Annotated in this window: 27 protein-coding genes, 1 tRNA gene and 2 riboswitches; of the genes, 10 read left to right on the forward strand and 18 right to left on the reverse strand. The window is 48.1% G+C overall.

Translation table 11 applies throughout. From position 1 onward, the window contains the following. Nucleotides 1–821: 821 nt before the first annotated feature. Nucleotides 822–1,151: an ASCH domain-containing protein gene (locus tag EKM89_RS09205; protein WP_164510561.1), complete on the forward strand. Its 330-nt coding sequence runs from the start codon at nucleotides 822–824 to the stop codon at nucleotides 1,149–1,151. Nucleotides 1,152–1,209: 58 nt separating this feature from the next. Here the strand turns inward: EKM89_RS09205 and EKM89_RS09210 are convergent, their stop codons facing one another. From EKM89_RS09210 to EKM89_RS14090, 9 genes are all read right to left on the reverse strand, one after another. Further along, entirely contained in the window at nucleotides 1,210–1,932 is a 723-nt protein-coding gene (locus EKM89_RS09210) for an MIP/aquaporin family protein (RefSeq protein WP_125687874.1), read from the reverse strand. A 220-nt stretch (nucleotides 1,933–2,152) separates the two neighbouring features. Further along, nucleotides 2,153–2,572: a GNAT family N-acetyltransferase gene (locus EKM89_RS09215; protein WP_125687876.1), complete on the reverse strand. Its 420-nt coding sequence runs from the start codon at nucleotides 2,570–2,572 to the stop codon at nucleotides 2,153–2,155. Between the two features lie 507 nt (nucleotides 2,573–3,079). Beyond that, the gene (locus tag EKM89_RS09220; protein ID WP_125687878.1) at nucleotides 3,080–3,268 is read right to left on the reverse strand and encodes an NUDIX domain-containing protein; all 189 of its coding nucleotides are present in this window, start codon (nucleotides 3,266–3,268) and stop codon (nucleotides 3,080–3,082) included. Between the two features lie 288 nt (nucleotides 3,269–3,556). Then, a complete protein-coding gene (locus tag EKM89_RS09225; RefSeq protein WP_125687880.1) occupies nucleotides 3,557–3,901 on the reverse strand; it encodes a hypothetical protein in 345 nt (114 codons plus the stop codon). Between the two features lie 598 nt (nucleotides 3,902–4,499). Further along, nucleotides 4,500–4,572, reverse strand: a tRNA-Ala gene (locus EKM89_RS09230). A gap of 60 nt (nucleotides 4,573–4,632) precedes the next feature. Further along, nucleotides 4,633–5,853 (reverse strand): ABC transporter permease, encoded by a 1,221-nt coding sequence (locus EKM89_RS09235; protein WP_125687882.1) that lies wholly within the window; start codon nucleotides 5,851–5,853, stop codon nucleotides 4,633–4,635. After that, nucleotides 5,846–6,742, reverse strand: coding sequence for an ABC transporter ATP-binding protein (locus EKM89_RS09240; protein WP_125687884.1), 897 nt, complete (start codon nucleotides 6,740–6,742; stop codon nucleotides 5,846–5,848). Before EKM89_RS09240 ends, EKM89_RS09235 begins: the two co-directional genes overlap by 8 nt. A 296-nt stretch (nucleotides 6,743–7,038) precedes the next feature. After that, complete coding sequence (locus EKM89_RS09245) at nucleotides 7,039–8,355, reverse strand: nucleobase:cation symporter-2 family protein (protein WP_125687947.1); 1,317 nt, start codon at nucleotides 8,353–8,355, stop codon at nucleotides 7,039–7,041. Nucleotides 8,356–8,542: 187 nt separating this feature from the next. Further along, nucleotides 8,543–8,641, reverse strand: a riboswitch (purine riboswitch). 52 nt (nucleotides 8,642–8,693) lie between these two features. After that, on the reverse strand, nucleotides 8,694–8,849 hold the full coding sequence (locus EKM89_RS14090; RefSeq protein ID WP_164510562.1) for a hypothetical protein: 156 nt from the start codon (nucleotides 8,847–8,849) through the stop codon (nucleotides 8,694–8,696). A 447-nt stretch (nucleotides 8,850–9,296) separates the two neighbouring features. Here EKM89_RS14090 and EKM89_RS09250 point away from each other — a divergent pair, with 447 nt between their 5' ends. The 5 genes from EKM89_RS09250 to EKM89_RS09270 all read left to right on the forward strand — a co-directional run bounded on the left by EKM89_RS09250 (nucleotide 9,297) and on the right by EKM89_RS09270 (nucleotide 12,697). Then, nucleotides 9,297–10,274, forward strand: a complete 978-nt coding sequence (locus EKM89_RS09250; RefSeq protein WP_318530999.1) for an asparaginase — start codon at nucleotides 9,297–9,299, stop codon at nucleotides 10,272–10,274. A 78-nt stretch (nucleotides 10,275–10,352) separates the two neighbouring features. Continuing rightward, on the forward strand, nucleotides 10,353–11,516 hold the full coding sequence (locus EKM89_RS09255) for a hypothetical protein (protein WP_125687889.1): 1,164 nt from the start codon (nucleotides 10,353–10,355) through the stop codon (nucleotides 11,514–11,516). A gap of 55 nt (nucleotides 11,517–11,571) precedes the next feature. After that, on the forward strand, nucleotides 11,572–11,913 hold the full coding sequence (locus EKM89_RS09260) for a hypothetical protein (protein ID WP_125687891.1): 342 nt from the start codon (nucleotides 11,572–11,574) through the stop codon (nucleotides 11,911–11,913). A 12-nt stretch (nucleotides 11,914–11,925) separates the two neighbouring features. Beyond that, on the forward strand, nucleotides 11,926–12,177 hold the full coding sequence (locus EKM89_RS09265) for a zinc ribbon domain-containing protein (protein ID WP_125687893.1): 252 nt from the start codon (nucleotides 11,926–11,928) through the stop codon (nucleotides 12,175–12,177). A gap of 4 nt (nucleotides 12,178–12,181) precedes the next feature. Beyond that, nucleotides 12,182–12,697 (forward strand): O-acetyl-ADP-ribose deacetylase, encoded by a 516-nt coding sequence (locus EKM89_RS09270; RefSeq protein ID WP_125687895.1) that lies wholly within the window; start codon nucleotides 12,182–12,184, stop codon nucleotides 12,695–12,697. 103 nt (nucleotides 12,698–12,800) lie between these two features. On the opposite strand, the gene EKM89_RS09275 is transcribed toward EKM89_RS09270, so the two are convergent. The 6 genes from EKM89_RS09275 to EKM89_RS09300 form a co-directional block, all read right to left on the reverse strand. Next, complete coding sequence (locus EKM89_RS09275) at nucleotides 12,801–12,992, reverse strand: LBP_cg2779 family protein (RefSeq protein ID WP_125687897.1); 192 nt, start codon at nucleotides 12,990–12,992, stop codon at nucleotides 12,801–12,803. Nucleotides 12,993–14,292: 1,300 nt separating this feature from the next. Next, the gene (locus EKM89_RS09280; RefSeq protein WP_125687899.1) at nucleotides 14,293–14,655 is read right to left on the reverse strand and encodes a hypothetical protein; all 363 of its coding nucleotides are present in this window, start codon (nucleotides 14,653–14,655) and stop codon (nucleotides 14,293–14,295) included. Between the two features lie 44 nt (nucleotides 14,656–14,699). Further along, nucleotides 14,700–15,389: a thiaminase II gene (gene tenA, locus EKM89_RS09285; RefSeq protein ID WP_125687901.1), complete on the reverse strand. Its 690-nt coding sequence runs from the start codon at nucleotides 15,387–15,389 to the stop codon at nucleotides 14,700–14,702. 41 nt (nucleotides 15,390–15,430) lie between these two features. Next, complete coding sequence (locus tag EKM89_RS09290) at nucleotides 15,431–16,084, reverse strand: energy-coupling factor transporter transmembrane component T family protein (protein ID WP_125687903.1); 654 nt, start codon at nucleotides 16,082–16,084, stop codon at nucleotides 15,431–15,433. Continuing rightward, nucleotides 16,081–17,493, reverse strand: coding sequence for an ABC transporter ATP-binding protein (locus tag EKM89_RS09295; RefSeq protein ID WP_125687905.1), 1,413 nt, complete (start codon nucleotides 17,491–17,493; stop codon nucleotides 16,081–16,083). The genes EKM89_RS09290 and EKM89_RS09295 overlap by 4 nt, the downstream gene beginning before the upstream one ends. Nucleotides 17,494–17,507: 14 nt before the next feature. Further along, on the reverse strand, nucleotides 17,508–18,071 hold the full coding sequence (locus tag EKM89_RS09300) for an ECF transporter S component (RefSeq protein WP_125687907.1): 564 nt from the start codon (nucleotides 18,069–18,071) through the stop codon (nucleotides 17,508–17,510). An 82-nt stretch (nucleotides 18,072–18,153) separates the two neighbouring features. Then, nucleotides 18,154–18,245: riboswitch (TPP riboswitch) on the reverse strand. 350 nt (nucleotides 18,246–18,595) lie between these two features. Here EKM89_RS09300 and EKM89_RS09305 point away from each other — a divergent pair. Beyond that, complete coding sequence (locus tag EKM89_RS09305) at nucleotides 18,596–19,765, forward strand: serine hydrolase (protein WP_125687909.1); 1,170 nt, start codon at nucleotides 18,596–18,598, stop codon at nucleotides 19,763–19,765. A 400-nt stretch (nucleotides 19,766–20,165) separates the two neighbouring features. Here the strand turns inward: EKM89_RS09305 and EKM89_RS09310 are convergent, their stop codons facing one another. Genes EKM89_RS09310 through EKM89_RS09320 form a run of 3 tightly spaced genes read right to left on the reverse strand, consistent with a single transcriptional unit; the run spans nucleotide 20,166 to nucleotide 21,922 of the window. Further along, complete coding sequence (locus tag EKM89_RS09310) at nucleotides 20,166–20,831, reverse strand: chloramphenicol acetyltransferase (RefSeq protein ID WP_125687911.1); 666 nt, start codon at nucleotides 20,829–20,831, stop codon at nucleotides 20,166–20,168. Between the two features lie 9 nt (nucleotides 20,832–20,840). After that, nucleotides 20,841–21,164 (reverse strand): GIY-YIG nuclease family protein, encoded by a 324-nt coding sequence (locus EKM89_RS09315; protein ID WP_125687913.1) that lies wholly within the window; start codon nucleotides 21,162–21,164, stop codon nucleotides 20,841–20,843. Between the two features lie 2 nt (nucleotides 21,165–21,166). Further along, the gene (locus EKM89_RS09320) at nucleotides 21,167–21,922 is read right to left on the reverse strand and encodes a DUF2087 domain-containing protein (protein ID WP_125687915.1); all 756 of its coding nucleotides are present in this window, start codon (nucleotides 21,920–21,922) and stop codon (nucleotides 21,167–21,169) included. A gap of 286 nt (nucleotides 21,923–22,208) precedes the next feature. Between EKM89_RS09320 and EKM89_RS09325 the strand changes: the two genes are divergently transcribed. The 3 genes from EKM89_RS09325 (at nucleotide 22,209) to EKM89_RS09335 (ending at nucleotide 25,191) form a co-directional block, all read left to right on the forward strand. Continuing rightward, on the forward strand, nucleotides 22,209–23,027 hold the full coding sequence (locus EKM89_RS09325) for an HAD-IIB family hydrolase (RefSeq protein WP_125687917.1): 819 nt from the start codon (nucleotides 22,209–22,211) through the stop codon (nucleotides 23,025–23,027). Between the two features lie 80 nt (nucleotides 23,028–23,107). Further along, nucleotides 23,108–24,376: a PTS transporter subunit EIIC gene (locus tag EKM89_RS09330; RefSeq protein ID WP_125687919.1), complete on the forward strand. Its 1,269-nt coding sequence runs from the start codon at nucleotides 23,108–23,110 to the stop codon at nucleotides 24,374–24,376. 2 nt (nucleotides 24,377–24,378) lie between these two features. Then, entirely contained in the window at nucleotides 24,379–25,191 is an 813-nt protein-coding gene (locus tag EKM89_RS09335; protein ID WP_125687920.1) for an alpha/beta hydrolase, read from the forward strand. Nucleotides 25,192–25,302: the final 111 nt, after the last annotated feature.

Here is a 25,302-nt window from a genome sequence, read left to right on the forward strand (position 1 = left end):
TGGGTAATAGATTTAGGTGTAAATTGATGGAGATGGTCACTTGCGGCTAAGAAGAAACTCGTTACTAGCGGGTAGTGACTAACCATAACTGTAATTTTTCTAGCAATAGTTTGGTAATTTTTGCGACGGACTGATTTGTCTTAAGAGACGATGATTTCCGCTGAGCAGAAACGAACAGATTATGCTGCCCGTTCGTTCTAAAAAAGGGTGGACACAACCTGAAATGTAAGTATATTTGGCGGTTGAAATCCAAAAATTAGTCGACAACTTTTGCGTTTTAAAAATGTGACAGAACTTGTTGCAACTCCATTGATTATAGCGGGTTTAGCGGCAAAAAGAAATGGAAAAAGAAGGGGAACATCACAGATGGTTGTGGTAGAAAAACGGCTGTGAAAAATTAGCAAATTAACCAGGTGCAAGATGCTCACTTTAGACAATAAACTATTGACCTCTTCGAACCGTAGCATTAAAATTAAATTAGATTTTCACCTTATTTTAATGCAAAACAGAACTTAATTCTGGATTGAAGGGCGACAACGATGGGCGAGTGTTTTCTACCCGCTAGACGTGTTTCTCTTTCACGCGGCCAATTGGCCAGAGGCGCTTTATGTGTTGGTGGCGGGGCCAGTGTTCGTGTGGTTGGCGTACCGGTTTGTTTGACTACGTGGTTTGAAGCACTACACGAGTTCAGCAGGATAAGGAGCGGTCAACTCAGGATATCTTGAAATGGGCACGAACATACCTTGATTTTTCCCGACCAATCTTTGTGGATTACGAACGAGTCATGAGTGCCAAAGGCTTGATAGAAGTGGGGGATTAGCTTGAAAATGGGATTGAATCCGGATCAATTTGAGTTGATCCGGATAGGAAGCAAGACAATTGAAATTCGGTTAAATGATGAGAAACGGCGCAGCCTGCAGGTGGGTGATGCCATTTGCTTCTGCAACGTGGCGGATGAGACACAGCGGGTCGTCAAGCGCGTGAAGAGTCTGCGACAATTTGCGACCTTTGTCGACCTCTACAGTCACTATTCACCGGTCAGTGTAGGCAGCTCGGCGACGGATGATATCGCCCAGATGGTGGCCGATACGTATACCATTTACACGCCGGAACAAGAACATCGGTGGGGCGTGGTGGCGATTGGAATTTAGAAGAAATAGGGACGAAAAAAGCCATGTTCGCACTGAACATGGCTTTTACTGGTTTAAGTTAGCTGAAAACGTATTTCCAAAGAACAGTTGCCGCAATTGCTCCCGCTATCGGGGCCACGATAGGTACCCAGGCGTAGCCGAACTGCGAGCTTCCTTTGTGTTCAAAGGGCCAAATGGCATGGAGAATCCGGGGCGCGATGTCACGTGCAGGGTTCAGGGCCGGTCCAGTGGCGCCACCGAGGGAGACCACTAAACACATCACCAGAAAACCCAAACCGATAAAGTCGGCACGAGAGTCGACCTTGTCGGCAGTCATGGCAACGGCACCCAGGACTAGTAAGAAGGTCCCCAGAAATTCGTTGACGAATCCGTTAAGGCTACTGCCAGCAGCGTCAATCGTGGAAAAGGTTCCCAAGATGGCTTCGGCGTCGGTCGTCCGGTCGTAGTATGGCTTGTAGGCGATAACGACGGCTAATTGACCGACAAAGGCACCCAGTAATTGGGCAATTATGTAAGGCAGAACCTCTTGCCAAGGAAAATTACCGACGACGGCCGCACCAATCGTCATGGCAGGATTAATTTGCGCACCGGAAATGGTGGCAAACATTAGGGCTGGAATCATGACCCCAATCCCATATCCAAAGCCAATGAGGACCCAGCCACCTTGATACCCCTTAGTTCCTTTTAATTCGACGTTGGCAACGGAACCGTTACCTAGCCCGACCATGATGGCCGTCCCAACAAATTCGGCGATACACCGAATGAATAACGAATAATGCATAATTTCAACTCCACTATAATTTCTGTCATTGTTAGTTTAGCCGCCAGACAACTGGCAGGTCCAAAAAACAACAGTATTACAATCATACGCCACTAGTAGCGTGTTTTCAGTAGTATTTTCAATTTAAGACATAATTGATGGAAACTATCAGAAAATGATTGGTAAACGGCGTAAATTAAAAGAGTCCAGGAAAACTACCGGACTCTCGACAGAGTTGAGTTTAGAAGCGGCGTTCCAAAACGAACGCGCGGCCATAGGTTTGCGGCGTAATTTTCAGAAAGTCTAGGGACTCGTAAAACTTGAGGGTGCGGGCCTCAGGGTCGGTGATGAGGACGGTTTGGCCGACATTTTGATAACGATCCAGCATCTTTTTCATGAGAGTGGTTCCGACGTGTTGTTTTTGATAGGTCGGATTCACGAGCAGGTCTTGGATGTACAAGATGGTATGACCATCCGTCACGCCACGAATCAAGCCGATGAGGTGGTCGTCCACAGTGGCCCAAAGGACGGTGGAGTTCGTGAGAGCAGCCAAGGTATTTTGGGGATGTTGCAGGTAGGCCGTCCAGTCGACGCTACGGTAGAGGCCTAGAATTTCTTGATCGGTCACTTGTGGGGTACGGGTGAAGGTGTAAGCTACCATGATGTGTGTCCTCCCAACTTATTTACAATTCGCTAATTATAGGCGTATTGGTTGGTGGTTACAAGCGGCATACAAGAATTTGGCGGGGGCCCCTGAAATGGAGGATATTTGTAACTGGGGTGAGGATCAGGGGTTAAATGAGACGGCTAACTCATGTAGTCATAGATATTGACTACATGAGTTAGTAGCCTTGGTAAGGTTTTAGGGGGAGGAAAAATAGGATCGGTAACTGGTTCAAATAACATGTGAAGCTTTTCAGTGGCCAAAATAAGGAGTGGGCCGACTTTAAGGTTCAGTTCAAGGGTTTTCCCTTTTCACATACGCCAATAATTTCAACGCTAATAGTACCTTTTCAGTTTGTCAAAACCTTGGATACTGCATCACTTACATAGGGGACGATTTTTAGATTTTTCTTTAAACATTTTAATGAATTAAGGAATAATATTTTATCGTGTTCCGCTAAGTTTAATTGGATCTCTTGTTCATTTTCCAATTCAATTTCATTCGCTAAATAAACAAGCCGTGTATACATAGTCTTCTTCGAGCGGTCTTCTTCGAGTTATCAAAATTGGAATCCTCACCAATAATTTTATTTATAGTGACTTCTAATTCGATTTCTTCTTTGCACTCTCTAATTGCCGCATCTTTAGGAAGTTCCTCACTTTCGGCAAGTATCCCACCAATGGGGAAAAACATTTGCCGTTCCTCTTTCCTTCTTTGTTCTTCGAATTAAAATAATTCCCTTGTTAGTGGGAACAACAATGTGTGAAATAATCTTATTCAAGCTATATTTCTCCCAAATTTAGATCAAGTTTGTTAATCATATAGCAGTAAAACGTTATTTGGGAAAAGTAATCAATTATTGCCAGATCTTTTTAAACGCAAATTGCAATAAATGCAGAGGGTGAAGGACCTGACGAAATCTGATGTTTTGCTAGCCAGTATTGCTTAATTGTGATGCAAGGCGTGTGTAGAAACGTAACGTTATGGTATTTCCTGCCAGTCTTCTTTAGAGATGAAATCCTGTGGCTTAAGTGATTTTTTATTGGTACCAGCTAAGAAGGTTAGTTCTTGAGTGAATTGCGTAATTTGTTTTTTAGTTAGCTCTGGATGCGTGACATGAAAGTAGAGTTTGTATTTGTTTGGGTTATCAATTGGATGCCAACCCCCCTGCCAAAAGCTCAAAAAGGCGATTAAGTCATGGTCGATATTTTCTGCAAAAAAGAGAATGGTTTTGGGCATGGATTGGCGATAAGGTGAGTCGTTAGCAGCAGCAATCAGATCTGCTGAGAATACTTTGAATCCATATTTATGTGCAATCCTTTTCATGGAATGTGCCAGATACGTGATGTCTTTGATTTCAGATTTCATCTTAATGCGGGAGTAGCCAGATTAGGCTCCCACGTTCCCTCCCCCTTTTTCTATGATAAATATTTAACATACACTCAGTCTAATAGGATTAGTTAAAATTTAACAATATTTGGGGTATGTTCGTGTTGGTAATTAACATTTGTACTACCTGTACGTTTAGGGGAGATGCTAACAAGTGATAAAGTTTCACAAGTGCCATGCGGGCATTTGCGAACATTTTAAATGCAGCGTTCTGCTTGAACCTACTAAGGAACTAAAGTGTTTCTGAGTTATAGTGGCAGTAGACGTAGTTCCTTATCAGGTGAGCGATTAGTAAGGTGAACCCGGGGCGTGTCAATGGTAACGGCGTTGCATACATTCTGGACAACAAAAGATAGGTCAAAATAAAAACTGCTAGTCAATTGACTAACAGTCATCATTTTTACCACCACTGGTTTATTAACTTTTGTGATAACCCTGGCTACCATTTCATGATTCTATATGTGATGCTTCAAAAACTGAAAGCCTATAACGACGGTGTTAAAACGACACTTGATTCTCTAAAATAACCTATCAATGGACCCTACCGGATTTGAACCGACGACCTCCTGCATGCGAAGCAGGCGCTCTCCCAACTGAGCTAAGGGCCCAAAACTTACCCATTAATTATAGCACGTTCACACAGAATGTTAATGGGTAAGTTGACTAGATTATGAACGACGGTGACTGTGAATCAAGTGTTGCCAAATATTTTTACTGTCGGTCTGAAGCATGAGACGCTGATACCGGCGGCCAATGTAGAGGGCGAACAGACCAATGGCGGCTAACAGAATCACCAATGAGCCAATCTGTTCACCAAGTCCCGCTGTACCGTTGATGATGCGCATCGGCATAAAGTATGACGAGAAGAAGGGCACGTAAGACAGAATCTTCACGAGCACCGCGTCCAAATTGTTTTGGAAGGGCAGAGCAATGAAGAAACCGGCCATGCTTAACATGACGACCGGTTGTGCGGCTTTAGAAGCATCCTCGGCCTTCGCAACCAACGCACCGCTGTAGGCGGCGAGAATGGTGTAAATAACCACGCCTAACAGCACATAGAGCAAATTTAGATTAAACAAATTATGGAAGACGCCCTTCACCAAGGATTGGTTGGCCAGCACTAGCTTCTTGATCCCCGAATTTTGCATGGCAATCGTGTAACCCAACCAGCCCCCGCAAATGTAGATAACAATTTGCGTCACGATGACTAGTAGGATTCCCGTGATTTTACCAATGAAGTAACTGGTGGCTGTGGTACTCGAGAAAATGATTTCCATAATCTTGGTTCCTTTATCCGACGCAATTTCTTGTGCCGCAATGGAGGAGTAGGTGATTAAGATGATGTAGATCATGGTGATCAGCACCCAAAAGGAGAGGGTCTTGACTAAGTTAGATGTTCCAGTCTTAGCCGAGATGTGTTGCTTGAGGACCGGTGTCTGGGCGAGTGCTCGTTGTTGCTTGGGCGTTAATTTGGCCGTCTGGTAATTTTTAAGCTGCTGATATTGCATCAAAAAGTTTTGGACCTGTGCCTTGAAACCATTGTCCATGGCCGTGCTTCCATGATAGTCTCCGTGGAGTTGGGAGCCACTGGCATCCAATGTGAGGTAGCCAGCAAGATGATTCGCTTTCATGGCTTTTTTGGCCTTAGTAGTCGTGGTGATCTTGGTATTGATTCCCGAATTATGTTGCTGAAGATAACTCTTACGAAGCACTACGGAATCGCTAATAACGGCGACTTGCCGACTACTACTACTGCTGTTAGCACTGACGTAGCTGATGCCAACCGTTAGTGCAATTAACAGAAATGGTCCCAGAATCATGAACAGAAAGCTCCAGGATTTGATCTGGCGTAAGTAGGTCTCAAATGTGACAATCCAAGTTTTAGACATGGTCTTCACCCACTTTCAAACGGAAAATCTCATCTAGAGTTGGCGGCTGTTGGCTGAATTCTTCGATATAGTGACCCTGCGTGAGGGTATCGAAAATGGCTGGACCAGCATTGGCATCAGTCAAATGAAGGACGTAACGGCGGTTATGGCGGTCAGTCACGCTGCCAACACCGGAAAGTGTCTGGAGTTGTTCGGCCGTCCAATCGGTCGTGACGAAGAGTTCTGTCTTGCCAAATTGGTCGCGCACATCGTCGAGGGTCCCGTGCAGGACCACGTCGCCCTTGCGCAGCATGACGAGTTGGTCGCACAACGCTGTGACGTGTTCCATGTCGTGGCTGGAGAAAATAATGGCGGCGCCGCGGTCCCTGGCCGCGAGCACGGCTTGCTTTAAGAGGTCGGCGTTGACTGGGTCGAGACCGCTAAATGGCTCATCCAAAATTAAGAGGTCGGGTTGATGAATCAGGGTGCAGATGAGTTGGACCTTTTGCTGGTTCCCCTTAGAAAGGTCATTGATCTTACTTTTCCGGGTGCCCTTAACGGCGAATCGTTCCAGCCAGTCGTCAATCTGTGGCCGAATGACCTTAGCCGGTTGGCCCTTCAGGCGTGCTAAGTAAATAATTTGTTGTTCAATGGTCAATTTCGTCATCAGACTACGTTCTTCAGGCAGGTAACCGATGTGGTCAAAATCACTGGCTGAAAGGGTGTGGCCTTGCCACTGAATGCTACCACCGTAGTCAATAAAATTTAAAATACTGTGGAAGGTCGTGGACTTCCCGGCCCCATTTTGACCGATCAATCCCATAATCTGGCCATTGGGGACGTCAAAACTCACGTCGTTTAGCGCTTTAACGGAGCCAAATTCCTTACTGATATGCTGAATGCTTAGCATGGCAAATCTCCTATCACGTTAATATCCTTATTATACGCGAACCTGGTAGGGAAACTAAAGACAGCTCGGTACTTTGTAAGGTTAATGTCATGTTGCGGATTAGGTTTGTTCTAAAGAAAGCGGAAGGTTGAACGTCAAGATGTTCACCTTACGCTTGCGATAGTGGGGATTATCACGACTAAATGAGTGGAAAACAGCCGCACGCCGGTTGACAGAGATTTCGCCTGTTGTGGGAAATCCAGAGACAAAAACTGCCGGTCAAGGCAAAGGGCCTGATCGGTAGTTTGATTTATTTTTTAATTTTTAGATTGTGGTTGCGCATCGCTGTTGACCTGTGCCTGCGCGCGCGTTGAGATGTGACTGGGCCGCATGTTGAAGATGATGTTGAGGAATACAGCGGAGAAGCTCCCAATGACCACACCATTGTTCATAATGATCTGAATGGATTGGGGCAGGGCCTGGAAAATCTGTGGGTAGACCGTCACGCCTAAGCCAAGGCCAATTGAAATCGCGGAAACCAATAGATTGTTGTTGTCTTTGAAATCAACCTGCTGGAGCATCCGAATCCCTTGGACGCCGACCATTCCAAACATGACGATCATGGCACCACCCAAGACAGCATCGGGGATGACCGTTGCCAGGGCCCCAATTTTTGGTAAGAGTCCCAGTAACATCAAAAATAACGCTGAAAAATAGAGGGGTTTGCGTGTTTTCACGCCGGAAAGTTGCACGACCCCAACGTTTTCAGAGAAGGTGGAATAGGGAAACGTGTTGAAGAGCCCACCGAGGATAACGGCGATACCTTCCGCACGGTAGCCACGCTTCAAATCTTGAGCCTCGATCTTATGGCCGGTGATTTCGCCCAAAGCGAAGAAAACGCCGGTCGATTCCACCATGGTGGTCAGTGAGACCAGAATCATGGTCAGGATGGACGACCATTCGAACTTGGGTGTGCCAAAGTAGAAAAATTGGGGCAAATGGAACCAACTGGCCTGACCCACGGCCTTTAGCGATACCATCCCCAGCGCACTGGCAATCAGTGTGCCAATCAGAATTCCCGCTAGAATTGCCAGTGACTTCAAGAAGCCTTTGGCAAAGGCATTGAGACCGAGAATGATACCCATGGTCAGGAAGCCAACCAGTAACATTTTGGGATCACCGAAGTTTTTGGCCGTCGCGTCGCCGCCGCCGAGGTCCTGAAAGCCAACGGGAATCAGTGTAAAACCAATAATCGTGATGAGCGAACCAGTCACCACTGGCGGGAAGAAATTCTTAATCTTCGAGAACCAGCCGGAGATGAGGAAAACGAAGATTCCGGCACTAATGATAGCCCCATACATGACGCCAACACCGTATTGGTTGCCAATGGCACTCAAGGGCGTCACGGCTTGGACCGCACAACCGAGGACTACGGGAAGACCGATTCCAGTCAATGGCGTCCGTTTCAACTGTAGAAGGGTTGCAACCCCACACATGAAGATATCCGCGCTGATCAAGTAGGCCATCTGCATGGCATTAAAATGAAGCGCGCCCCCGATCAGTAAGGGGACGATGACGTCACCGGAATACATTGCTAATAAATGCTGAAAACCAAGAATGGCCGCCCGCCACATGGGAAGGGCCTGGCTGCTATCTGATGACGAAACTGGTGTTGCGGACTTTGTGGACTGCAAGAAAAGTTCCTCCTTCTCGTGATGTCCATACGCCGCCAAGGTAATTTATGAAAACAAAAAAGCTCCCTTTGCAAAAAGAGAGCTACTGAAACCTTTACCGACGAACTCTTTTCATCGGCAAAAAGAGTTTCGTCCTCAATTTGCTTATAGTCCAGAGTTTACGGCTCTGGGTAGAAACTCGCCAACCTTATCTTGGCATTATATAGGCAATCACTTATTTTTTTAATTGGAATGTCACTTACTTTACCACTGTGAAATGAAAATGACAACTCGGTCAGTCATTTTTTGATTTTGTGCCAAAGTTGTTTGAAAAGACCGTTGAACCAGGTCAGTAACGGGCCCCAGTCGGCCAAACCACCCGATGAACTATACTTCTTGGGATGGACGTGCGGCCCGGGAATGTAGACTTTACCGGAATCTTCCTTTTTTGACATTTCGTTTCATCCTCTCCGAATTCTAACTAAATTGTACCGCAACTTAGGGTACAATGTGGGTACCCAATTATTTTTTAGTATCTGTGCTAGGCAGCATACGGGATGCCATCGACCTTACTGGCCGGCAGATATGGGTTGGAACGGAGCGGACGTAGCTTGAAGCCTCGTAAGTGCGGTGGTCTCAAGAGCATTTTTTTGCCTAGTCGGTATTTTGAGTCAACTGAGCAGAATGCCGTACTTGAGCCCATATTTACCGACCTCTCGGCTTACGCGGATTTTGATGACAGCGGTAGGTTGGATGCCATAGTGACTATTTAGTTGGCTAGAATAGTGGTCAGTTCAATGATGTGTCATGGAAGCGTACAATCTAAGCCGCAGTGCGACCAGGTTTAGCCAATCCAATAACTATTGCAGAGAGTAAATTAAACCATGAAAGAAGCTGGATAAATCGTGAAGAAAATTTTAGCCATTCATACAGGTGGCACCATTTCCATGTCACAAAATGCCCAAGGAGAAGTTGTGCCGAACGCCAAGAATCCGATTGCCCAAGAAGAAACTATTTTAGCTGGCCGGGTGCAGTTGATCACGGACGAGATGTTTAACCTGCCCTCACCGCACATGACGCCCGTGGAAATGTTGAAGATCAAGCAGCGTATCGACCAGGCTGAGAAAGAGGGAATCGATGGTGTGGTGATCACCCATGGGACGGATACACTGGAAGAAACGGCCTATTTCTTGGACCTGACCCTACCGAATACCATTCCGGTTGTCGTGACGGGGGCTATGCGCTCGTCTAACGAGGTTGGAACCGATGGCCTGTATAACTTCCGTTCCGCCATTGAGGTGGCCGCAGATGACGCTTCTCGCGGTAATGGGGCCATGGTCGTCATGAACGATGAAATTCACACGGCACGTTACGTGACCAAGACCCATACGACCAACGTGGCTACATTCCGGACACCGACGTTTGGTCCCATCGGCATCGTGGCGAAGAATCATGCCATTTATTTCCAGAAATTAATTGATCAGGACACTTGTGATATTGACCACGTCGTCGACCATGTTTACTTGATCAAAGCGTACGCGGGGATGGATGGAAGTTTGTTCGATTTCCTCGATAACGACCAGACGGCAGGTGTCGTCATTGAAGGCTTGGGCGCGGGCAATTTACCGCCACAAACTTTGCCAGCTATTCAACGACTTTTAGACCGGCAGATTCCTTTAGTTCTGGTGTCGCGGTGTTATAATGGCGTCGCCGAAGATATTTATGACTATCAGGGTGGTGGTATCGAACTGCGCAAGATGGGACTGATGCTGTGCCAAGGCTTGAATGGGCAAAAGGCCCGAATTAAGTTGCTGGTCGGTCTCAGTGCCGGTCTGCAGGGCGATGACTTGAAACAGTTCTTAAGCACCGCGGTTTCTTAATGGGATGACAACTGCCTTGACGGGCTATTTCGGTCAATATATGGTAAGATTTTTAGATAAGATAAAGGGGGTCGTCATGTGAATTCAATTGTGAATGATTTAAACCGGGCATTGGCCCAGCAGTTACTGGTCAACGTTTACCAAACGAACCAAGAGGTCGTGTACACCGGCTACGTGACGACGGTCAGCGATACTGGCATTATCCTTGCCACGTACGACGACTATGGATTGCCAGATGGTGCGGTTTTTCTAGCGCTAGACGTGATCGATGAAGTCGAGTTCTCTAGCGATGATCTCGACAACATGGCGTTTCGAATTCAGACTGCCAAAGACGAGGCCTTTGTCAAAGCGGGCGGGTTAACCCTGCACTTTGATGAACGGCGGGACTTACGGCGGCAGGTATTGAGTCACGCCTGGGTCGATCATTTAGTCGTGATGCTGGTCATTGCCAACGACGAACATTTTTACGAAGGTTTGGTCACGGCGGTCGCTGCCGACCAGATTACGGTGCAATTGTTAAATAAGTTTGATTACAGCGACCAGCCTGAGCTCAAATTGAAGCCAGACGATATTCAAGTCTTAGAATTTCAAGGACAAGAGTTAACTCTCCAAGGGATTGCTGCAACACGACTACAACGGCTCAAACACGTTGAACCAGTCAACGTTGAGGACCAGGAGCAGATTCCGGATACATTGCGGCAGTTGGCGGGTAAAGATCCGCTCGTTGCTTTGGTTCCCGAAGAAGATCAAGATTTGTTCTTCGTCGGTCGTATCAATGTGGTCACGGACGATGCCGTGATCATGAACCTGATCGACATGACCGGTCAATTCGGCGGTTATACCGTGATGCGGTTGTCCGAGTTGCACGCTGTGGTGATCGAGTCGGATTACCTGCAAACGATGCGGCTGTTTTCACTGCTTAACCGGTCGCGCCAGCATCAAATTCAACCCGTCTTAAACGATGAGCGCCTGTTTGACCCGACGGTGGACCAATTTACCGCTCGGTTGACACAAGCAGCAGCATTTCGAACGATTATTCGGCTGAAATTTCACGACGGCAGCAATCAGTTGGGTTATCCCAGCCAGGTCGGCGGTGAACGTTTCATTTTTCATGAGGTCGAAGACAACCAGTTAGATCAAGTTGGCCAGGTTTATCGAATCACTGATGTCGATGAAATTGCATTTGGCTACCTGGATGCCTACCTCGTTGAACGACAATTACGAGTTGAGGGCGATTTATAGTCGTTAAATTGGGATCCGGAAATTTTCCGGGTCCCCTACATAAGGAGCTGACAAGATGCAGTGGCGCAAGCTTCCGCGCTGGGTACGCGACACACTTTCTGTCGTGGGCGCGATGTCCGTTTTGTTGATCGTCTATGATGGATTCTTTGCTAAGCATCCCAACTGGGCCTTGGTACCACTTCAAATCGTGTTGGCGTTGGTGGCCGTAGGAGTGTGGAGCTACTTTAGCTACCGTAGTCAGGCTAAACGAAAATTAGCCGAGCAAAAAAAGGCGGCGGCTGCAAAACAACGCGCCGTCGATCAAGAACAACAGCGCGTTGCCGCTGAAAAGCAGGCGGCAATAACGCGTGAAAAAAACTTAGAGCGGAATCAAACGCACCAACAACGGCGCAGATAGGAGGGCCAATGCATGGCGACGAGTGAGTTGAAATTTTGTCCACACTGTGGTGCGGCAGTCACACCGAGCGACGATGTTTGTCCTCAGTGTCAGACGGACTTGGCGCCCTATCGGCAACCCGGTACACCAGCTAAGTCTGCACAGAAATTGAACTTATCCTCGTTGTACGCCAATCCGTACCGCGAGGGGATGAAACGGCTACATGACCGTGACGGGGACTCAGCACCCAAGAAGCGGTGGCATTGGCCGTGGTCAAAGGAGTAAGCACATGGCAGAATTTACAGTTTTGCGGGGTGACATCACCCTGAGTCAGGTCGATGCGATTGTTAACGCGGCTAACACGACGCTTTTAGGTGGCGGCGGTGTCGACGGTGCGATTCATCGCGCGGCAGGGCCTGAGCTATTTGAGGCTTGCGTGCCTTTTAACGGTTGTCCAACAGGTGAGGCACGAATTACGCCGGGGTTTAAATTACCCGCTAAATGGGTAATTCATACGCCGGGGCCCATTTGGCATGGTGGTCAGGAACATGAGGCTGAACTGTTGGCAGACTGTTATCGCAATAGTTTAAAGGTCGCGATGGCACATGATTGCCGAACGGTCGATTTTCCGTCGATCAGTACTGGCGTATACGGTTATCCGCTGGACGAAGCAGCAGCCGTAGCGACACAGACGATTGCGACGGTTCTGGGCCACACAACGACATTAGAACAAGTTCGGTTAGTGGCGTTTGACGATTTAACGGCAACGGCTTATAGAACGGCGTGGGCGAACTTGGTGGATTGAACAAAGTGCGTCTAGCCTAAACTTAAAAACATAAAAGAGGCCACAACAAGTGTTGTGGCCTCCCCAAAGGGCCTGAGGCATTGTTCTCAGGTCCCGTTGTTCGTTAAGGCTTGGTGGAGATGTAACTCTTCAGGGAACTCTGTTCATCACTGGTGGGATCTAACTCACCAGTTTTGATTGCGTGGAACCGCTCAACAGAAATCCGCGACCCAAACGCCATTTCACCGTCAGTTTTGTCGTATTTCTTTTGGTAGGCGATGATTGCTTCAGCCAAATCACTTAATTCTTGACTCATTTAATATCCCTCCAAATGGTAAATCCTAATGACTGCTTAAGTTCATTATACTAAACTTTTTAAAAAGCGGTGAAATTAGTCCCGATATCTGGAACTTTTTTCCGATTTTACTTGATGAACGGCGGAAAATTGCGTAAACTAATATCCAATATGATAATTGGCGCGCTGACTGTTAAATTTCTTTCTCGTAATTGTTAATACAATTTCTTATTTCTGTCACCGTTTTGTGATAGTAAACGATTAAGCTAATTGTTAGATTTAATCGTTATACTAATTAGTGAGGTGACAGGATGAATTTGAAGCGCGTTATTGGGACTCTGACGACCGCCGTGATATTATTAGCAGTGATTAGTGGCCTGTCATGGTTTACAATGGGAAAGAGAACCGTCACCCAATCAAACACACAGCCACGATTCGTGAAATCAGTGAGGCGTGTGCATCCGCACCCAGCACCAGCGGAATAACTTGCGGAATAAATTTCCGCCCCGAAGTCGGGCAACCGGCTGTTTCACTTAAACGATGGTAATCATAATGATTACATGACTACAGTCACTTGTAGTTTATCAAGCAGGAAGTCAGGTCAACCTTCGGGTTGGCCTGATTTTCTTTGTAGAGAGAGTGTGGAACGGGGCGGTTAACTCCTGAGCATTAACGTCATTAAGTGCCCGTTCGGTGGAACCGAGTCGGTGCTTAATGGAGTTAAGCGGAGGGAGTTGCCCCGTGGAACACGTTTCAAAAGTCGCCAGGACAGGGATAAAATAAGCGAAGAACTAGGCTTAACGATCTACGATAATATAAAGTCAAGGATGGCATTACTAAGCGGAGGGAGTTGCCTCGTAGAACACGTTTCAAAAGCCGCCAGGATAGAGAAGTAATCAGCGAAGGACCAGGCTTAACGGTCGATAATAGAAGTTTAAAGACGGCATTCACTAAGTAGAGGGCCATCCCTAGCCATGTCGACGGTGGTGGGCGGCGACAAAAAACATTCTTTGGCTGACGACGTTCCTCGCGGCAAACGAAATTCCTCCTGGCAGTCGGCATGCGACCCTTCCTACAAGTTTAGTGGTGACAATTCATACGGTCGCAAAAGTCAGGTGACTATTTCAGCTTGCAGTCCTTAGCCTAACTAAATATCATCGCAAACAACCGCTGTTAGCCAGGCCAGTCAAGCTGGTTTGCTAACAGCGGTTGTTATTATTTCAGCAAAAAGCCAAATGGAATAGCGCAATCTGACTGGTTTTGTTCTGAAAAAAGGCGTCAACCGACCAAAAGTCGTTCAACGCCAAACAAAAACTGTCAGTTAAAAATGAAACCACTCACTCTGATTCTTACGAATGTCACTGCGAATGCCAAAGAAGTAGATGAGAAACGCCGCCACGGCAATGGCAATAATAATCGTCCACAACCAACCATGCGTGTGAATGAACGTGAAATAGGCGAACCCCAACGTGCTCAAACCAATCATGCCGAGTGTGAACGGGAGGTGCTCACTGTGAATGAAGGCCACGGCCAGTCCTAAGATGACCGCACCACCAAACATGTCATCACCACTGCCATGGGTTCCCAACCCATTGAATAGTGCGTACAGCTCAATCAACACGCCCAGAACTAAGGCTAAGTAGCCGAAAAACTGTACGAAAGTCAATCGTCGTAAAGTTTTCATCAACGACACCACCTTCTCTTTTACAGTGTCTCAATTATAGCGCATTAATGTGACGTTGAGAAATCGGACGCTGAGGCTGCGGTGGGTAATGACCAATCTTCGTGGTCCAAGGCCATTTGCCAAAAATTGAGCTCGTACCAACTACTTTTTTCAAAGGCTGCCAGTAGTTGTGGTGTATTCTCTGGCGTTGCTACGTGGTTCGCTAACGCGAGTTGGTCAGTCATACTACCAGTGTAGTCGTCAGCGTTATAAGTATCGATCCAAGCCTGATAAATGGGGACAGGGGATCCTTGATTCGCTAACGACCGTCCAATTTCAGCATACAGCCAGTAACAAGGGAGGAGTCCAGCCACTGCACCAGCCGGGCCATGGGTTAAGAGTTCGCGGTAGAGGTGGCTCGTGTAGGCATAACCGGTGGGGGCTACCGGAGTTGCGGCAATCTCCGCCGGTGTGATTTTCAAGCGGTCAAAGAACTCCTGGCGAATGGCGACTTCACCCTGACGCAGATGTTCTGCACCGGCATGAAGCTGTTGGGCGACCAAGGCGTCATCGCTTTGGTCAGCGGCGAGGTCATGAATGGCGCCGAATTCTTTTAAGTAGTAGTGGTCTTGAATCAAATAGTAACGGAATGTGGCTAGGGGCAGCGTGCCGGCCTGCAATTGTTGAATAAAGGGATGGCGTTTGGAAGCCTCCCAGCAGGACTTAGTTGCGGTGTGCGCTTGGTCAGTAAACATTGAAATATCTCCTTTATAAATGGACATCAACTTAATTAAGTCTAGGGTAAACCACAGAAGAGGGCAACCTGAACGAGTAGTAAACTGCCACCAAAAAGCCACCAATCACGGGCGACTAATGGAACCGTCTGTGCGTGCGTTCGGGGTGCACCCTCAATAAAACCGTGTGAGGTCATGGCTGCAGCGAGTTGGTCAGACCAATTCATGGCTGCCAAGATGACCTTGAAGTACAACTGTGGTGACCAGAAATGGAGGACTTGGCCGCGCATCATGGCCGCAGCCTTGATGGTAGCAACCTCTGTCTTGATCTTAGGCATCAGATTAAAGGCCGCCAGAAAACCGTAAGCAAATTTAGACGGTAACTTAGCGTTTTGTTCTAGTGATCGGGTCAGCGTCAGCGGTTCCGTGGTCTGGGTGAAGAGACCACCCATGTAGACGTAAACGAATAGCCGTGTGAAGATGACCAGCAGAAAATGTGGTGAGGCACTCCCCCGCAAGGACAGCGACCAGACCAAGGTACTGGAGAAGAAGAGGGGAACCAACGTCAGGTATAACAAGCGTTTGAACGAGACGTGGTTGATCAACATCAGCATGAGACTGACGACAATCAATGCTACGTTAGCCGTCCACACCTGAGCGAAGGAGACTTCCAGCGCGATGAAGACGATCAGTCCTAATTTCAAACTAGGATTCATTTTGCCGCCCCCTCATACGTTAAATGTTGCTGGTCCAAGCGGAGGTGCAGCGTGATCAGTTCATCTAGTCCGCTCAATTGATGACTGATCATGATCAGTGTTAGATTGAGGTCGCGTTGAACCGTGGTCAGAATGTGCATGACAACTTGAATAGACGCAAAGTCGAGTCCCTTTAAAGGTTCATCCAATAAGAGAACATCTGGCGCCATGATCAGCATGCAGAGCAATTGAAGCTTCTTTTGTTGGCCACTACTCAGTGAATAAATCACCTGTTCAGCGTGGTCGGCTAGATTCAGCTGCGTTAGTAAGTCCTGTACCCGTTGTGCAGTGAAGTAATCAGTATTGCCGAAACGACGGGACAAGTCCAATTCTTCGGTCACAGTGACGTTTAAAAATTGAGCCGTTGCCGACTGAAACATCAGACCAACCTCGCGGGCGTACCGTTTGCGTGACAATTTTTGAATGTTGGTGCCGGCATAGGTGAGGTTACCCTGGTACTTGCCTAGGCGAACCAACGCGCGAAATAGCGTGGATTTGCCACTCCCGTTTGGACCGGTGATCAGCGTTGCTTGATGGGCAAATAGTTTGAGGTCTTGCGGCTGAATCAGTTGGCGTTTGCCCTGAGCGATTCCTAGGTGTTCGCCTTGTAAGCGGACAGTTAGGTCGCCATTCGGTTGCGTGACGTGGGTCAAGCGTAGCTGCTCCGGTGTGAAGGCGGCGAAGCGACGTTGGGTCTGCTCAGTCGACAGTAGGCGCAACTTTCCTGTGTCCAGAACCGCCAAGTGATCGACCCACTGCGCGTAGCCACTTAAGTCGTGGTCAGCTAAAATAATTGTTTTTCCACGTTGTGTGCATAGCGCCACTAACTTTTGTAAGAGCGTTAGCCGAGTTGGCGGATCGATGCTAGCAAAGGGTTCGTCAAGCAAAATGACGTCGCTGTCCATGGCAACGATGATAGCTAAGGCGACCTTTTGTTGTTCGCCGCCAGACAAGGCCATTAAAGAGCGCTCCTTGAGAGGCATAATTCCGATAAAGTTCAGCGCCGCGTCGATTTTAGCGGGCATGGCGGCCGGGTTGATGCGTTGATTTTCCAGCGCGAACCGCAGCTCGTTGATCACGGTATCCATGGTGAATTGCGTGCTGGGTTCTTGAAAGAGCATGGCGACGGTCGCTGCCCGTTTTTCGGGAGCAATCTCTGTGAGCGGTTCGCCATTAAAAGTAATCGTGTTCGGTGCTGGTAGGGGCGTCAGACCGGCAATCAGGCGTAGTAGCGTTGATTTACCACCACCGGAAACACCGGTCAACAGGGAAAACTTACCCCCGGGGAAGGTCACGGATAAGTCGTCAAGGACGGACCGTTTCCGCTGGGGGTAAGTGAATGTGAGTGAATTTACAGTTACGGTGGCCAAATAGGTTCCTCCAATTAATGAGTTGCGTTAGGTAAAACGTGGGCCCGGACCAGTAAGTTGTTGATCAACTTAGTTAAGACGCCACCAAAGACGAAGACGGATGCGAAACGAACGGCAAACAACAAGAGTAAGAATGGCAAGTGGTAGGCTGCGTATCCGCTACGGAATAGGTCCCAAGTGAAGGTCACAATCGTCGTGGTCAAAGCGGTGAGTACCAGAGTTGGCCAGTTGTAGCGCTTATAACCGGTGAAGATGAAGCCCAATTCGGAACCAAACCCTTGAACAACCCCGGAGATCAGCGTGCTGGCCCCCCAGATACCACCAAGAAACATTTCAACAACGGCTCCTAGCAGTTCACCTAATGTGGCGGCGCCGGGAATCCGAATGATAAATCCGGCCAATGGCCCCGCCATGACCCAGATACCTAATAAGAGTTCATTTGCTAGTGGTGACAGGCCAAATGGTGCTAATGCCGCGGATAGAACCGTGTAGAGGGGCCCGATGACCCAGAAAATGACCCCCATAAAGATTGCTAAAATTGTGACCAAAATAATATCTCGGATATGCCAACGTTTCATGAATAATGCCTCCTAAAATTTTAGTGACTGGGGTCACCAAAACGAAAAAAATCCCCACTAAATCGATAGTGGGGTTCATTGATAGCTTAAAAGTACGCGTTCCCTTCGCTGGTATTAACCAGAGCAGGTTCAATGGGTTTGATCTCAGCCGCGATGGCACCCCAGTCGTATTTGATTACCCCTAGCGTAACCAATTTACAGGTGAAATGCAACCGCCAACGGGGACAATCGAATCGAGTCCCCAATAGATTCAGCTGCAAAAAGATGGTTTCCCAAAACATTATCAGCACAGATTAGTCGTTTTAATGACTGGGTGTTAGTAGGGGGGGCACAGGTGTCGATTATCGGCAAAATGGTTTTTGAGCACTGGTTTTCAAGCTCGCCTAGCGATGGATTACGGCCAGGTTACGAGCCCAACAAGCAGATTACAAAGTGTGGATTCCCCTTGTTTGGCGGCCAACTGACGTGGTAGTGTAATCTGTAGACATTTCAAGACTAGGGTTTAAGAAGAGAGGATACCTATTATGGGATTATCAAAATTTAAGGGTGTGCTAGTTACCCTGTTAGTGACCACAACGCTCGGTTCTGCCGTGGAAACGCAGGTGACGGCACAGGCCGCGACGTACACCACGGATTCCAGTAAGTCGGTGACCAAGATGGCTTACCACAAGAAGAGCACGACGGGGGCCATTTACAACCAGTCGCACAGCAAGAAAGTGGCGAACTTGAAGACGTATCCCTATACGACTTGGTATGTGACCAAACACGCCACGCTGCGGCATGGCAATTCCAAGGGAATTTACTACTACGTCCAAAATACGGCTGGGAGCGTGAAGGGCTGGGTTTGGCACGGCTATCTGAAGAAGGGTAAGTCGCCATTTGGCCTGAAGTACGCCAAGAGTGCAATTGCCATGAATTACACGACCGGGAAGACGGTTTGGTCTAAGAATGCGAATACGGCTCGACCAATCGCGTCTGTTTCTAAAATTATGACGCTCTACTTGGTCCTGAAGAAGGTCGATGGGAGTGCTTCTAATTGGAACCAAGTTGTAGATACCAGCAGTCAGGGCCTTATTTCGATGAGTCAAAATTCGTCAGTTGGCGGCTTCGTCTTCCATACCGGGCATAAGTACACGGTCAAGGAACTGTACGATGCCGCGTTACTGGACTCGTCGAATAACGCTGCCATTGCGTTGGGCAAGTGGGTCGCAGGTAGCAACGCCAAATTTATTCAGCAGATGAACGCGCAAGCTAAGAGTTGGAACTTGGGCAAGGCCAACTTTGTTTCTGCTTCTGGGTTGGAAAATAGTGACCTGCGTACTTACGGCTATGCCTATGGGAGTGCCAACGCCAATATGGTTTCGGCTAAAGATGTTGCGTTGATTGCCCGGCACCTGATCAAGGATTATCCGCGTATCTTGACCGATGGCGCCGTTGGCTCGAAGACCATCGATGGTCAGTTATGCTACAACTACAATAACTTGCTGTCCGGTCGGAAGTATGCACAAGCGTCCTTGAACGTTGATGGCCTAAAGACCGGCTACACGCCGCTGGCTGGATACTGTTTCGTTGGGACCGGGAAAATGACCGGTAAGCAGCGGGTAATCACGGTTGTCTTACACGATGAGAACGAGTTTACTGAAACCCGTTCCTTGATGAATCACGCTTACGAAAGTAGCAGTATGGCGGAGTAACGCTGGACTTGTGTCAGTTGGGCGCGCTCCGATTGGGGACGTCTAGTTCAGGTCTTGAGGTACCTATGAAAAATTAAAAATGTCGTTATCGTCTGAAATCGTCAGATGATAGCGACATTTTTTGCTGTTTAATTGAAGGTTGAAAGGTCCCAAATGCCCATTATGACTGTTGGCATAACGATACTGAGACTAAAATTGGGCAACATTGTTCGACCATCGCCTTACCGGCCGGCAGATAGGGGCTGAATTGGTGCGAACACAACTTGAAGCCTCGAAAGAATCGAGTCTCCAAGCTTGGTTTTCTACTAAGCCAGCGGAATTCCTGACAACTGGAGTGCGACCATTACCAGTATTGCGTACCTTTTCAAGAACAGTACTGTTAGCGCCAGGGTGCCGCAAACTAGGCCCCCAGCCACTCCGTGGGATCATGAAAGGCCGTTTGGATCATAGCCAACAGCTGGCTAACGTGGTAGCCGTCCGCGACCGCATGGTGGATGGTCACCGAGAGTGGCATGGTCCAGTTATCAGCGTGCTCGGTAAATTTGCCGGCCTGAATGATGGGGAAAAACGTTTGGAGCGGTGTGAACGGTAGCGGTACATAACTGGTGAAGTTAGTCCACGGAAGACTACCGATCATATACAGGTTAGCGCTCTGGGATTGTTTGGGTGCGGGGGTGTGCTGATTGCCGTACGTGGAGATGTCGTCGAGATAGTTTTGATAGAATGTTGCAAAGTCTGGGTCGTAGGCAGTCCACAGGTTAGAAATGGTATGGTCGTCCTCATGAAAAATAGTGTAGGACGGGTGGAGTACCTCATAACGGACAAGCTGGTCATTCTCTCGGCCGATGCGAAATTCGGGAAATCTTGCCATTACTTTCGAAACCAAGTAGAGATAAGTCGGATTGAACTTGTAGTCATGTTTTCGTAGCCAGTCCTGGGTCGCTGTGATATCAAGGTCAACGTTCACCGTAAAGCCAGTTGGCATCATTTTCGTAAAGTAGTAAAAGTATTCGCGCCGTGACCAGGTTGTCAGATCGATTGGCGTCGTAGTTGTATTTAGTGACATAGTAACTCCTTAATGGTATTCGGGCTGACACTTGGCAAGCCACGTTTGTTTGAGTTCCTTTAGCGTCTGACGAAGATTGTCGATGCCAGCCGTGTCCTTCTTCCAGAGAACGCTGTAACTAAAGGCGTCGGCGCCTAGTCGGTTCCAATCTTGTTGCAGGTCGGTATTGTGGTAAAAATTACCGTTCAAATTGGTCTGGTAGTAGCCCCAACGGTTGTGGATGTTAGGGACTACGTCGATGAAGGTTTTGCCAGATTGCTTATTTTTGATTTGGATGACGCCATAAAATGTAGGCGTCGCTTTATATTTTTGAATAATTTCTTTATGATTCATGCTTAGCTCCTTGTGCTGATACGCCAGTAGTCGGTTCCATCAGCGGTACGATCGAGGTAGCCATATTCGATCAATGAACGACGGAGGATGGCGTAGTCAGCGAAAATTGGTTTGAGGATGGCTGTGATTTCGGCTTCCGTAAAGTGTTGGTCGCGGGGAATCTCCTGAACGATTCGCGATAGAATAGCAACGACGGCCTTCTGCTTCTTCGGCCAACGTTTGAGCTGGATACCGACGCTAGATGTTGTCAGGTAGCGTTGCAGATTTTGCTGGTACTCGGCCTGGGTGATAATGAAGCGGTCATCCAGACTACCCGTTTGTTCGGGGACGGATAGCAGCTGATCTTCCGGTGCGTTTGGGTGATCAAAAACGTTATCGTAAATTGCCAGATAGAGTCGTGCCTGTTTCGCCTTTTCACGAAATGTGAATTTCTGATGACGAATCGTGGCAGCAGCTACCTGATTTTGTTTGGCAATATCGGCATCTTTGAGACCGCTGTGAAAGGATTCGAGCAGTGCCCGTTGCTTGGCAGTTAGGGTGTTGTACTTACTGTCGTCGTTGATCAAGTCGGTCACCCGATGAGGATGTTCAGCGTGCACGTGGCGACGAATCATCTGGTCAGCGGGATAAAATTTATCGTTGGCCGCAAATACTTCGTCCGTTGCAAACGTTGCTTGGCAGATGTTGCAGATAAAAGCGGTCGGCGTTTGGTGCCAGCCCTGCTTTAATTCGGTTAGTGTGAGGTCAGATTGTGTCATGTGAAGGTTACTCCTTTTAGCTAGTCGGTAATTGTGGTTGATTGACGACTATCAATAGTCCTAGTGTACAAATGTTTATTATAACTGTCAACAAATATTTTATAGTTTATTTTAATAACCAACACAAAGCCGGGGAATCAGCCAGTTTCACCGCCTTCGAGTTTTCATTGAACAGAAAGCGTGACCAATCGCGTTCAAGCGCGGCATAACAATATTTGTAAGCAGTTTTCGTTGCTTCCTAATTAGGCGTCAGGTACTATGGAAATACTTTGAAGGGGGTACAGTCATGACGATACCACGGGTAATTGCGACGGATTTAGACGGAACGTTTCTGAACGACAGGGGTCGCTATGACCACCGCCGCTTTGAGCGACTCTTAGTGGAAATGAAACAACGTGGGATACGCTTCGTGATTGCAACCGGGGATCCACTAGATCACGCCAGAAGCTTATTTTCAGGCTTGGCGAATGCAACTGAACTAACTTACATTGTGGAAGATGGGGCGTTACTGGCGTTATCGGACGGAACGATTTTAACGTCTTATCCAATGCCCACGGCGACTTGGCGCGCGGCAGTACGATGGATTCAGACGGCGCCCGTTATGGCCGATAACTTTCTGATTGCTTGTGGGGCGGCGACTGCGTATACTGAACTGCCCAGTGATAGTAGTCGATTTCAGGCCTCACGGACGTTTTATCCGAGTCTTACCAGTGTTGCGCGGCTTAGTGCCGTTCAAGATGAGATTCTCAAATTAGATGTGACGTGGCTGAGAGATGATGTTGCCCAGCAAGAAGCAGACTTTAACCGGGTGTTTACCGGAGAGCTACGGGCCACTAGTAGCGGACTGGGTGGACTTAATGTAAGTTTACCGACCGTCAGTAAGGCGGCTGCACTCAGTCAATTGGGGAGTTTGTGGCAGATTGATCCGCTTGAAATGGCGGCGTTTGGTGATTCAGGGAACGATTTAGCCCTGCTACAACTGGTTGGTCAGGGGCTAGCCGTGGCCAATGCTGCCCCTGAACTCTTGGCCAGTTCCAACTCGGTATCGTTGCTAACAAATGATCAAGGAGCGGTCATGGACCAGATAGAGTCGTGGCTAGTTTGAGGTACTTCCGAACCAATTATTTTTTGACCCCCAACACTGTCGTTATCACGTAAAATCATTGGTAATGGGGGTGAGAGGTTATGGCACAAATTAGTCCATTGGGGAAGTATCTCATTGGCTTAGAAATCAGGTGGCATCGCAGTCGGCAAATAAACGCAATTTACCGATCACTGAAGTTGGTTTTCCCAGTCATTCTCCTTGGGAGCTTAGCGGATTTTTTTGATAGCGCATGGCTACAGAAGACAGGCTACTACTACCAAACCTTGGACGTTGGTCATTGGAGCTGGCCACTTAAGGTGTTGCGCGCATACTTTCGGTTAGTTAGTGCCGGAACACTTGGCTTTGCGGCAATCCTCCTCGCGTTTGCGGTGAGCTTCTATTTAGTTGCGTCCGTCACGCCGCATACGACCGACCGGCTGATTGCCGGTATGACGGCCGTAATCAGTTTGAAATTCTTTAACGTGGACCGGTCTTCAGTCCTCGCGTTGAAGCCCGTTCAGTGGCTCTCGACAAACTTAGGCATTCAGGGTGTCTGCATCGGTATCCTAATGGGACTCCTAGTCGGTAATGGCTATCGGTGGTGGCTTCAACGTGAATCAACAGTCGAGGAGAATTTACCCCGGACACTCACGATCACCAGTGGGTGGTTACTGCTCATGGCGGCCTTAGGCTTACTGTGGATCAGTACACAGACGGTGGGGCTCAATGTGGCCTTTGCCAGTATCGTGCGCTGGCCTTTTAAGCTACCACATTTCATCATGGGATTACTGGGATTCAGTACACTGAGTAGTTTATTACAGTGGATGGGTGCACTGGGCCCTTTGACGGCTGGGAGTGGTCAGACGATTGAAACGGCGCAGAATTTGGCCGCCGTTTTGACGCATAGCGGGTGGCAATTGCCACATCCAGTGACGCTCCACACGATTGTGACCGTTTATACGACAATGGGGGGAACCGGGATGGCGTTGGCCCTGTTGTTGGCCATCTTCTTGAGCAAACCAGATGCTTTGCAACGGCGTGTTGGGTGGTTAAGCGCGTTGCCGACATTGGGGAATCTGAATACACCGTTGTTGGTAGGGTTACCAGTAATATTTAGTCCAATCTTAGCAGTGCCTTTTTTACTCGCACCATTGACTTGCACCCTCATTAGTTGGGCTTGTGTGCGCCTCCAGCTAGTGCCGGCCGTTGCTTACCCTTTGGCAAATGGAACCCCGGGTCCGTTGATCGCTTATTTGGGAACTGGTGGTAGTTGGTCGGCTCTGATACTGGCAATTATTAATCTTGGCATTAGCACGGCAATCTATTATCCGTTTGTGAAATGGTTCCAGTTAGCGCGAAGGGGTGAGTGAATATGAGAAGCAAGCGCACGTTTCGAAGCTTTTGGTTGATTTTAGGGGCTATCTTCTTACTTTGCTTGCCCGGATTTATTTGGCGTCCCCATCAGGAAGCCCATGTCCGCGCGAATTATCGTAGTATGTTTGCGCCGGTATTTCTGGTGCCGGGGTCTAGTGCGACGCAGAATCGTTTCAACGCACTGGTCAAAGAACTGAATAAGGAGTCGGGGACGAAGCATAGTCTCTTACGTGTTGAAGTGATGACGGATGGTACGCTGAAATATTCGGGAACCGTCCGCCAAGATGATATGCGTCCGTATATCGTTGTGGGCTTTGAGAACCGTCACGATGGCACTGAGAATATTGAGAATCAGGCCAAATGGTTTGGCATTGCCTTTCGTGCACTACAGAAGACGTATGGATTTAATCACTTTTCGGCGATGGGGCATTCAAATGGCGGTTTGGTTTTGACACTGTTCATGGAAGACGAGTTGGCCGCAACCCACGTCCATGCTGACCGGTTGTTAACGATTGCTTCACCGTTTAATTTGGAGGAGCAGAATCCAACGGTGAATACGCCATTATTCAATCGGCTGCGTGCCAACCGTAAGCACTTGCCCAAGCAGTTGGTCGTATACTCGATTGCGGGCAGTAAGACTTACACGGGAGATGGCATCGTGCCATTTGACAGTGTCAATCGGGGCAAGTATATTTTCCAAAAGCAGGTGAAGAGTTTTACGCAGATGACGGTCACGGGGGCGAATGCTAATCACGCCAACCTTCCGGAAAATCAGCAGATCGTCAGCTTGATTCAACAGTATTTACTTTGAAACAAGGGCGTGGTGTCCGTCTAAATTGATGCCGTAAACTTGGCATAACTATCCCGGAAACACTGTTTATTTCGGTAGCAGTTACGTGTAAACTAGACAGTGAAACGGAGG

This window comes from Levilactobacillus fujinensis, from assembly GCF_003946335.1.
GTDB classification, from domain to species: Bacteria; Bacillota; Bacilli; order Lactobacillales; family Lactobacillaceae; genus Levilactobacillus; species Levilactobacillus fujinensis.